Below are 8,487 nucleotides of genomic sequence, written 5' to 3' on the forward strand. Positions count from 1 at the left end.
TTCCCCGCGCCCCTAAAAGAACACGGCCGGCCTGCGTTTTTAGTCTTTAGGGGCGCGGGGAACCGCGCGAGCAACCACAACGGACCGCAAGCCGAAAACGACGGGCCAGCGTCTTTAGGGGCGCGGGGAACTGCGCGACCAGCCACGACGCACCGCAAGCCGCCAACTCACCTCAGACCCCCGCCCTCTTCTGCGCCTCCGCAACCAACCCCACCGCTCGCTCAACCTCGGCGTCACTCACCAGCACAACCGCCAAGTCATGCACAGCAACGGTGATTTGATCAGCCGCAGCGAACATCCCCGCATCCGGCATCTCCCGAGCCTCCCCCGAGGGATCCTCAACCCGCTGCGCCCACAGGGCAAACTCCCTGGCCAGCCCCAAAGCCTCGGCAGCGGCACCCCTCTGCAACCGACTCTGCGGCGCAGCCCTGAGCCGGTCCGCAAAGTGATCCACCGCTTGAGTCAACCGCGTCGTATCCACCACGCCGCGAGACTACGCGCCGTACCGGGACTGTTGCCAACGGGCGAACGCTCAGGCACGGTGACCTGAAGGACCGGCTTACACCCCATGCGTCCGGAGGCGCCGATGTCCCAAGTGTTCTCCCAGGAGACCCACCGTAATCTGCTCGCCCGCATCCCCCACTGCACCGGTCGTGAAGTGTCCGACTGGCTGCGCACCGTCGACGAAGGCCCCGCCCTCTTCCGCTTCGAGGAGAAGGTCAGCTGGCTCCGCGCCGAGCACGACCTCGCGTACGGCCACGCCAAGGCGATCATTCACGAGTACGACCTGAGGAGGGCCGCGCGCAAACTGCTCTAGGCGCGCACCACAGACCGACCCATCACGGACACGGACATGACGAAGGGCCCCGGGAACGAACCCGGGGCCCTTTCACGCGAGCGGGCGGAACCACCGCCGTACCGCCGCTGGTTGTCGCCGCTAGTTGTTGCTGTTCAGGATCGAGATGAGCCGCAGGAACTCCATGTAGATCCACACCAGCGTCAGCGTGAGCCCGAAGGCCGCGAGCCAGGCCTCTTCCTTGGGCGCGCCGTAGGCGATCCCGTCCTCGACCTGCTTGAAGTCGAGGGCGAGGAAGCACGCGCCGAGGATGATGCCGACGACACCGAAGAAGATGCCGAGCGGGCCGCTGCGGAAGCCGAGGCCGTCACCGCCGCCGAACACCGCGAACAGCAGGTTCACGACCATCAGCAGCACGAAGCCGAGCGCGGCCGCCATCACGAAGCCGTAGAACCGGCGGTTCACGCGGATCCAGCCCGCGCGGTACGCGATGAGGACGCCGGCGAAGACCGCCATCGTGCCGATCACGGCCTGCATGGCCGCGCCGCTCGCGATGCGGTTGTCGACGACGCTGGAGACGACGCCGAGGAAGACGCCTTCCAGCGCGGCGTACGACAGGATCAGCGCCGGGACGGGCTTGCGCTTGAAGGACTGGACGAACGCCAGGACCATCGCGACCAGCGCGGCGCCGATCCCGATGCCGTACGAACGGTTGATGTTGGCGTCGTCGACCGGAAGCAGCGCCCAGGCGAGGGCGGCCGTCACGATCAGCGTGCCGAGGGTGGTGCCGGTGCGCAGGACGACGTCGTCCATGGTCATCCGGCCGGTGGTGGCCGGGGCCTGGGGCGGTGCGCCCTGCTGCAGGTCCTGCTGGGCGTACGGGTTCTGCGCGTACGGGTTACCGCCCGCGTAGGGGTTGCCCTGCGTACCTACGGCGGGGCCCCCGGCCTGCGGCGCGGTGTTGAAGCCCGCGTAGCCGTTGTCGCGGCTGAACCCCCGTCGCGAGAAGACCGGGTTTCTGCTCCTCATTTCACTCCTCCATGGCCGCCTCGCGCGGCCTTGGCCTCAAGAGTAATAGGTAGGCAAAGGATTGACCCTACCTCTTGGGGAGGATCTTCCCCTCGTCCTGCCAAGGTACGCGGTGTGCCGCACCCCCTGCGAACACTGGTACCAAGCCGTGACGCCCCCCTTAGAGACCCCTTATCCCCGTTCATCGAACGGGAACCCGGTGTACGCCTCCGCAAGATCCGTCTCGGCCGCCCGCGAGGCCGCGATCCGCTCCAGCCGGGCCAGCTGAAGCCGTCCCTCGAAGGGCGTCGCGTCGGGCGCGCGGTGCAGGAGGCTCGTCATGTCGTAGGAGAACCGCTCGGCCTGCCACACCCGCCGCAGACAGGTGGCGGAGTACTCGTCGAGCCGTTCGTCGCTTCCCTTGTCCTTCTTGTACGTCAGTGCCCGCGCGAAGGTGACGACGTCGCCGACGGCGAGGTTGAGGCCCTTGGCACCGGTCGGCGGCACGATGTGCGCGGCGTCGCCGGCGAGGAAGAGCCGCCCGTACCGCATGGGCTCGTGGACGTACGAACGCATCGGGGTGACGGACTTCTGCGTGATGGGCCCGCGGTCGAGCGTCCAGCCGTCCTCCGTCTCGAACCGCCGCTCCAGCTCGTCCCAGATCGCCTCGTCGCTCCAGCTCTCCGCGTCCGCGCCCTCCTCCACCTGGAGGTAGAGACGGGAGATGGAGGGCGAGCGCATGGAGAGGAGCGCGAAGCCGCGGTCGTGGCGGGCGTAGACCAGCTCGTCGTGGGAGGGCGCGACGTCGGCGAGGATGCCGAGCCAGGCGTAGGGGTACGACCGTTCGAAGACGCGGGTGAGTTCGGCGGGGATCGCGTTGCGGGCGACGCCCCAGAATCCGTCGCACCCGACGACGTAGTCGCAGTCGAGGACGTCCTCGCGCCCCTGACAACGGAAGCGGACGCGCGGGCTGTCGGTGTCCGCGCCCTCCACCCCCAACGCCTCCGCCTCGAAGAACAACGGCCCGCCGTCGGCGAGTTGAAGGGCGATCAGGTCCTTGCACACCTCGGTCTGCGCGTAGACCGTGACGCTACGGCCGCCCGTGAGGGCCGGGAAGTCCACCCGGTGCCGCTTCCGGTCGAACCGCAGCTCGATCCCGTCGTGCCGCAGCCCCTCCCGGTCCAGCCGCTCACCGGCGCCCGCCGCGCGCAGTACGTCGACCGTGCCCTGCTCCAGGATCCCGGCGCGCTGCCGGTGCTCGACGTACTCCCGGTCCCGGCTCTCCAGGACGACGGAGTCGATCCCCTCGTTGTGCAGCAGCCGGGCGAGGAGGAGCCCGGCGGGGCCGGCTCCGATGATGCCGACGGTGGTACGCATCGGGAGTTCCCTTCGCACTGATCGAGTCGCGCTGATCGAGTTGATTTGATCGAGTTGATCGAGTTCGTCAGGTGAAATTCTCTTCACCTCGTCGATACGTCTCAAGTCTCCGACCGCACGGGTCACCTGTCAACGGTCCGGTTCTTTCCGGTCCCTCCGCCGATAAAGGCTGGCCCGCACCCCGTCCCGTACCCCAGAATTCCCGGCGTGACGGACACGGAATCCACCGAAGAGGCAACGCCGGACGGGCTGTTGGGCTGGTGCCTGGTGGCCAACGTGGCGCGGGAGACCTCGCACGGCGACAGCGGCCTCGACATCCAGCACGGCACGAAGCACTTCCGCGCCGGCACCCTGCTGTGGCTCCCGCCCCACCGCTGGGACCCCGGCAGTGGCCGCCGTCCCGCGGTGGGCCGGCACCGGGGCAACACCCGCCGGTACGTCCACATGATCGTGCGCACGGACGACCTGGAGAACTTCCGGGTCAAGGGTGTCTACAGCGAGGCCCTGGTGCGCGGGCTCAACGGCTACGGCCACGACCCGGCCGCCCCGCGCACCCTGCAGAACCCGTGGTCCCGCGAAGAGGCCCAGAAGCTGGCGGACGCCTGGAGCGGCCGGCGGGAATCACTCTTCATCGAAGGCCGCCCCTACGCCCACCCGCGGATCTCCGTCCCCAACCCGCCGCCGATGGAGATCCAGATCGACGGCGAGACGCTCCACCTCGCCCGTTACGGTCTCAGAGGCGCGCATTACAGCCGCCGACTCCCGCCGGTGGAATGGACTCCCGAGCCGTGACGTCCAGAGCGTGGAAGTAACACAACGCTCTCGCCACTCACTCCCAGTAACTGCGATGGTGCCCGGAACCGGACTTGAACCGGTACGCCCGCGAAGGGGCAGCGAGGTTTAAGCTCGCCGTGTCTGCATTCCACCATCCGGGCAGGCCGTGGGCTCCGCATCGAGGTCACGAGCCTATCGGGACGCGCGTCCCCAACAGCGGGCAGGCGGACCGATGTTGTCTTATTTTATTGATGTCTGAGGGTGCATCAGACCACGGAATGCGCCATCAGCACTTGCCAACAGCCTTGCGTGCGGTCTGGGGCCTCGTATGCGGAATGACGGAATTTCACCGCCCGAACGAGGGTGCTCCACCGGTTCTTGACGTGATCGTTCACAGAGGTCGGTCCAGGGGTCGTACCGGGGGTCGTCACGGGTGTCGTCACAGGGGCCATCTCGGGGGTGGTCCTCATCCCCAGGTATGACACCGCTGAGCGCAGTCCGACTGAAGGCTGCCCCCGGAACCGGAACAGCGGCTGACTACACGGCGCGATGGGGCCGAGAAGATGGATGGCGTATCCAGCAATGCCGTCAATACCCCCGTCAATGCCGTCGTCCCGACAGGAGCACCCTCCGTGACCACCACCCCCATCGCCGACCGGACCACCTCCGTGGCCGCGCGTGCCACGGATCTTTCCAAGATCTACGGACAGGGCGAGACCCAGGTGGTCGCCCTCGACCGGGTCTCGATCGCCTTCCGGCAGGCCGAGTTCACCGCGATCATGGGTCCTTCGGGGTCCGGCAAGTCCACGCTGATGCACTGCGTCGCCGGTCTGGACACGTTCTCATCCGGTTCCGTGCGGATCGGTGACACCGAGCTGGGCTCCCTGAAGGACAAGCAGCTCACGAAGTTGCGCCGGGACAAGATCGGTTTCATCTTCCAGGCGTTCAACCTGCTGCCGACGCTGACGGCCCTGGAGAACATCACGCTCCCGATGGACATCGCGGGCCGCAAGCCGGACAAGCAGTGGCTGGACTCGGTGATCACGATGATCGGCCTCGCCGACCGCCTGAAGCACCGGCCCTCCCAGCTCTCCGGCGGCCAGCAGCAACGCGTCGCCGTGGCACGAGCGTTGGCCTCCCGCCCCGACATCATCTTCGGCGACGAACCGACCGGAAACCTCGACTCGCGCTCCGGCGCCGAGGTGCTGGGCTTCCTCCGCAACTCCGTACGGGAGCTGGGCCAGACGGTGGTCATGGTGACCCACGACCCGGTGGCCGCGGCCTACGCGGACCGGGTGGTCTTCCTCGCGGACGGCCGCATCGTCGACGAGGTCTACGAGCCGACGGCGGACTCGGTACTGGACCGCATGAAGCAGTTCGACGCGAAGGGCCGCACCAGCTGACGTCCGACGGACCTTGAGTGGACCCTCGTGACGGTCCCTCAACTCGCCGTGCTGGCAACCGACTTCGCCACCCGGGCCGCCGGCTTCACCGCCGGAGTTTCGACCCCGCACCGCCGGGGTCTCGACTCCGCCGCCCGGGATCTCGACTCCGCCGCCCCGGCCTCAACTCAGCTGCCCCAGAACCGACTTCACCACCCCGACACCCGACTTCACCACCGGGCTTCCGCACCGCCGCCCGGGACCTCGACTCCATCACCCCGGCCCTCAACTCGACCGCCCCAGACCCGACTTCACCACCCCGGCACCCGGTCCACCGCCGGCGCACCCGACCTCACCGACCGGACAACCGACCTCGCCGCGCCGGCGCCCGACTCCACCACCCCGGCCGCGATGTCAGAGCCCCGGCCCCCGACCTCACCGCCGAGGCCTTCAACTCCGCCGCCCCGGAGCCGACTTCACCGCCCCAGCCGGCCCCTCGTAGACCTGGACTGAGACAACCCATGTTCCGTACCGCCTTGCGCAACGTACTCGCGCACAAGGCCCGGCTCCTTATGACCGTGCTCGCCGTGATGCTCGGCGTCGCGTTCGTGTCGGGGACCCTGGTCTTCACCAACACCATCTCGAACGCCTTCCAGAACAGCTCGGCCAAGGGTTTCGACCAGGTCGACGTGGCCGTCCAGCCCAAGTCCCAGGACGACAAAGGCGACACGGTCGGCAAGACGCCCGAGCTGACCCAGGCCATGCTCGACACCAGCGCCAAGGTGCCGGGGGCCGCGTCCGCGACCGGGGTCGTCAAAGGCTTCACCGCCATCGCCGACAAGAAGGGCAAGCTCATCGGCGGCGGCTTCCAGTCCGAGGGCGGGAATTACTGGGGCAGCAAGGACGCCCGGTATCCGCTCAAGTCCGGTGCCGCGCCCCATGGTTCGGGCGAAGTCGCCATCGACTCCGAGACCGCCAAGCGTGCCGGGTACAAGGTAGGCGACACCGTGCGCATCTCCGTCGACGGGCCGGTGCTGACCCCGAAGATCACCGGCATCTTCACCACCGACGACGGCAACGTCGCCGCCGGCGGCAGCCTCGCCCTGTTCGACACCGCGACCGCGCAGAAGCTGTTCGGCAAGGCGGGGACGTACGACGAGATCGATGTGAAGGCCGCGGACGGGACCAGTCAGGCCGCGCTGAAGGCGCAGCTGGACAACGCCCTGCCGAAGGGTCTCACCGAGACCACCACCGCGAAGAAGCTCGCCGACGACCAGGCCGAGGCGATCGCCTCGTCGATGAGCGGGCTGAAGTCGGGGCTGCTGGTCTTCGCGGGGATCGCGCTGTTCGTCGGTACGTTCATCATCGCCAACACCTTCACCATGCTGGTCGCCCAACGCACCAAGGAACTTGCCCTGTTGCGCGCGGTCGGCGCCTCACGCCGGCAGGTCACGCGGTCGGTGCTGATCGAGGCGTTCGTGGTCGGCGCGGTCGCCGCGGTGGCCGGTCTGCTCGCCGGTATCGGCATCGGCGCCGGGCTGCGCGCCCTGATGGGCACGATCGGCGCGACCGTCCCGGACGGCCCGCTGGTCATCACCTCGAACACGGTGCTCAGCGCCCTCGCGGTCGGCATCCTCATCACGATGCTCGCCGCCTGGCTGCCCGGCCGCCGCGCCGCGAAGATCCCACCGGTCGCCGCGATGAGCAGCCTGCACGCGACGGCCACCACCAAGTCGCTGGTCCTGCGCAACACGCTCGGCGCGCTGTTCTCCGGCGCGGGCATCGCGGTCGTCCTCGCGGCCACCACGATGAGCGGTTCGGACGGTCAGGCGCCCATGGGTGTGGGTGCCGTACTCCTGATCATCGGTGTGTTCATCCTGACCCCGCTGCTGTCCCGCCCGCTGATCGCGGCCTCGGCCCCGGTCCTGCGGATCTTCGGGATCTCCGGCAAGCTCGCCCGCCAGAACTCGGTGCGCAACCCGCGCCGTACGGCCGCCACCGCCTCCGCGCTGATGATCGGCCTCACCCTCATCACCGGCATGACGGTGATGGCGGGCAGCCTGCAGCAGGGCATCGACAAGATGGCCTCGTCCGCGATCAGCGCCGACTACATCGTGTCGATGGCGAACGGCAACCAGCTCTCCCCGGACGTCGACAAGACCCTCACCACCACGTCCGGCATCACCGCCAGCAGCCCGCTGCGCAACGCCCCGTCGCGCATCGACGGCAAGACCGAGTTCCTGACCGGCGTCAACGGCTCCGCCATCGGCAAGCTCACCGACCTCAAGGTCGACAGCGGCACCTTCAAGGTCGCCGGCACGCAGGTGGTCGTGGACGACGACACGGCCAAGTCCTATGGCTGGAAGGCCGGTTCGACCTTCACCACGCACTACGAGGACGGCAAGGCGCAGCAGCTCACCGTCTCCGCGGTCTACGAGGGCAACGCGCTGATCCGCGGCATCATGCTCGACAACGCGACCCTCGCCCCGCACCAGACCGACCCGGCCGACATGCAGATCCTGGTCAAGACGGCCGACGGCGCGTCGAGTGCGACGAAGGACAAGCTGGAGAAGGCCCTCGGCTCCAACCCGGCGGTCAAGGTCCAGGACAAGAAGGACCTCTCGAACAGCATCGCGCAGGTCTTCACCCTCATCCTCAACATGGTCTACGGCCTGCTCGCCATGGCGGTGATCGTCGCGGTGCTCGGGGTCATCAACACCCTTGCCATGTCGGTCTTCGAGCGCTCGCAGGAGATCGGGATGCTGCGCGCGATCGGCCTGGACCGCAAGGGCATCAAGCGGATGGTCCGGCTGGAGTCCCTGGTCATCTCGCTCTTCGGCGGGGTGCTCGGCATCGGGTTGGGCGTGTTCTTCGGCTGGGCGGCAGGTGAGTTGGTCGGCTCGAAGATGGCGACCTACTCGCTGGTCATCCCCTGGGCCCGGATGGCGCTCTTCCTGCTCCTCGCGGGCACGGTCGGCGTCCTGGCCGCCCTGTGGCCGGCCCGGCGCGCGGCCAAGCTGAACATGCTGTCGGCCATCAAGTCCGAGTAGCGGCACATGAGTCGGGGGGGGGGGGGGGGGGGGGGGGGGGGGGGGCGCGCGGGGGGGGGCGGGGGGGGGGCGGGGCGGGCCCCCCCCCCCGCCGCCCCGC

General features: G+C 68.6%; 7 protein-coding genes and 1 tRNA gene. 4 read left to right on the forward strand and 4 right to left on the reverse strand.

From position 1 onward, the window contains the following. Nucleotides 1-172: 172 nt before the first annotated feature. Complete coding sequence (locus tag ACIBK4_RS18725) at nt 173-484, reverse strand: hypothetical protein (RefSeq protein ID WP_398995866.1); 312 nt, start codon at nt 482-484, stop codon at nt 173-175. A gap of 102 nt (nt 485-586) precedes the next feature. Here ACIBK4_RS18725 and ACIBK4_RS18730 point away from each other — a divergent pair, with 102 nt between their 5' ends. Continuing rightward, nucleotides 587-817 carry a DUF4287 domain-containing protein gene (locus ACIBK4_RS18730; RefSeq protein WP_026178224.1) on the forward strand — a complete coding sequence of 77 codons (231 nt, stop codon included), beginning with the start codon at nt 587-589 and terminating at the stop codon, nt 815-817. A gap of 120 nt (nt 818-937) precedes the next feature. Here ACIBK4_RS18730 and ACIBK4_RS18735 read toward each other — a convergent pair whose 3' ends face one another. Both ACIBK4_RS18735 and ACIBK4_RS18740 read right to left on the reverse strand, forming a co-directional pair. Continuing rightward, nucleotides 938-1,825, reverse strand: a complete 888-nt coding sequence (locus tag ACIBK4_RS18735) for a Bax inhibitor-1/YccA family protein (protein WP_384158707.1) — start codon at nt 1,823-1,825, stop codon at nt 938-940. 171 nt (nt 1,826-1,996) lie between these two features. Further along, nucleotides 1,997-3,181: a 4-hydroxybenzoate 3-monooxygenase gene (locus ACIBK4_RS18740; RefSeq protein WP_398995867.1), complete on the reverse strand. Its 1,185-nt coding sequence runs from the start codon at nt 3,179-3,181 to the stop codon at nt 1,997-1,999. 207 nt (nt 3,182-3,388) lie between these two features. Between ACIBK4_RS18740 and ACIBK4_RS18745 the strand changes: the two genes are divergently transcribed. Beyond that, complete coding sequence (locus tag ACIBK4_RS18745) at nt 3,389-3,973, forward strand: hypothetical protein (RefSeq protein ID WP_398995868.1); 585 nt, start codon at nt 3,389-3,391, stop codon at nt 3,971-3,973. A gap of 56 nt (nt 3,974-4,029) precedes the next feature. Here ACIBK4_RS18745 and ACIBK4_RS18750 read toward each other — a convergent pair. Further along, nucleotides 4,030-4,116 (reverse strand) — tRNA-Leu (locus ACIBK4_RS18750). A 471-nt stretch (nt 4,117-4,587) separates the two neighbouring features. Here ACIBK4_RS18750 and ACIBK4_RS18755 point away from each other — a divergent pair. Continuing rightward, nucleotides 4,588-5,358 carry an ABC transporter ATP-binding protein gene (locus ACIBK4_RS18755; protein WP_384286947.1) on the forward strand — a complete coding sequence of 257 codons (771 nt, stop codon included), beginning with the start codon at nt 4,588-4,590 and terminating at the stop codon, nt 5,356-5,358. A gap of 500 nt (nt 5,359-5,858) precedes the next feature. Further along, nucleotides 5,859-8,387: an ABC transporter permease gene (locus ACIBK4_RS18760; RefSeq protein WP_398995869.1), complete on the forward strand. Its 2,529-nt coding sequence runs from the start codon at nt 5,859-5,861 to the stop codon at nt 8,385-8,387. Nucleotides 8,388-8,487 lie beyond the last annotated feature (100 nt).

Source organism: Streptomyces sp. NPDC050528 (assembly GCF_044457795.1).
GTDB lineage: Bacteria > Actinomycetota > Actinomycetes > Streptomycetales > Streptomycetaceae > Streptomyces.

What these genes read in the sequence shown, in the direction of transcription:
- ACIBK4_RS18730 (WP_026178224.1), top strand. Translation starts at nt 587, where the DNA reads ATGTCCCAAGTGTTCTCCCAGGAGACCCACCGTAATCTGCTCGCCCGC.
- ACIBK4_RS18735 (WP_384158707.1), bottom strand. Translation starts at nt 1,825, where the DNA reads ATGAGGAGCAGAAACCCGGTCTTCTCGCGACGGGGGTTCAGCCGCGAC.
- ACIBK4_RS18740 (WP_398995867.1), bottom strand. Translation starts at nt 3,181, where the DNA reads ATGCGTACCACCGTCGGCATCATCGGAGCCGGCCCCGCCGGGCTCCTC.
- ACIBK4_RS18760 (WP_398995869.1), top strand. Translation starts at nt 5,859, where the DNA reads ATGTTCCGTACCGCCTTGCGCAACGTACTCGCGCACAAGGCCCGGCTC.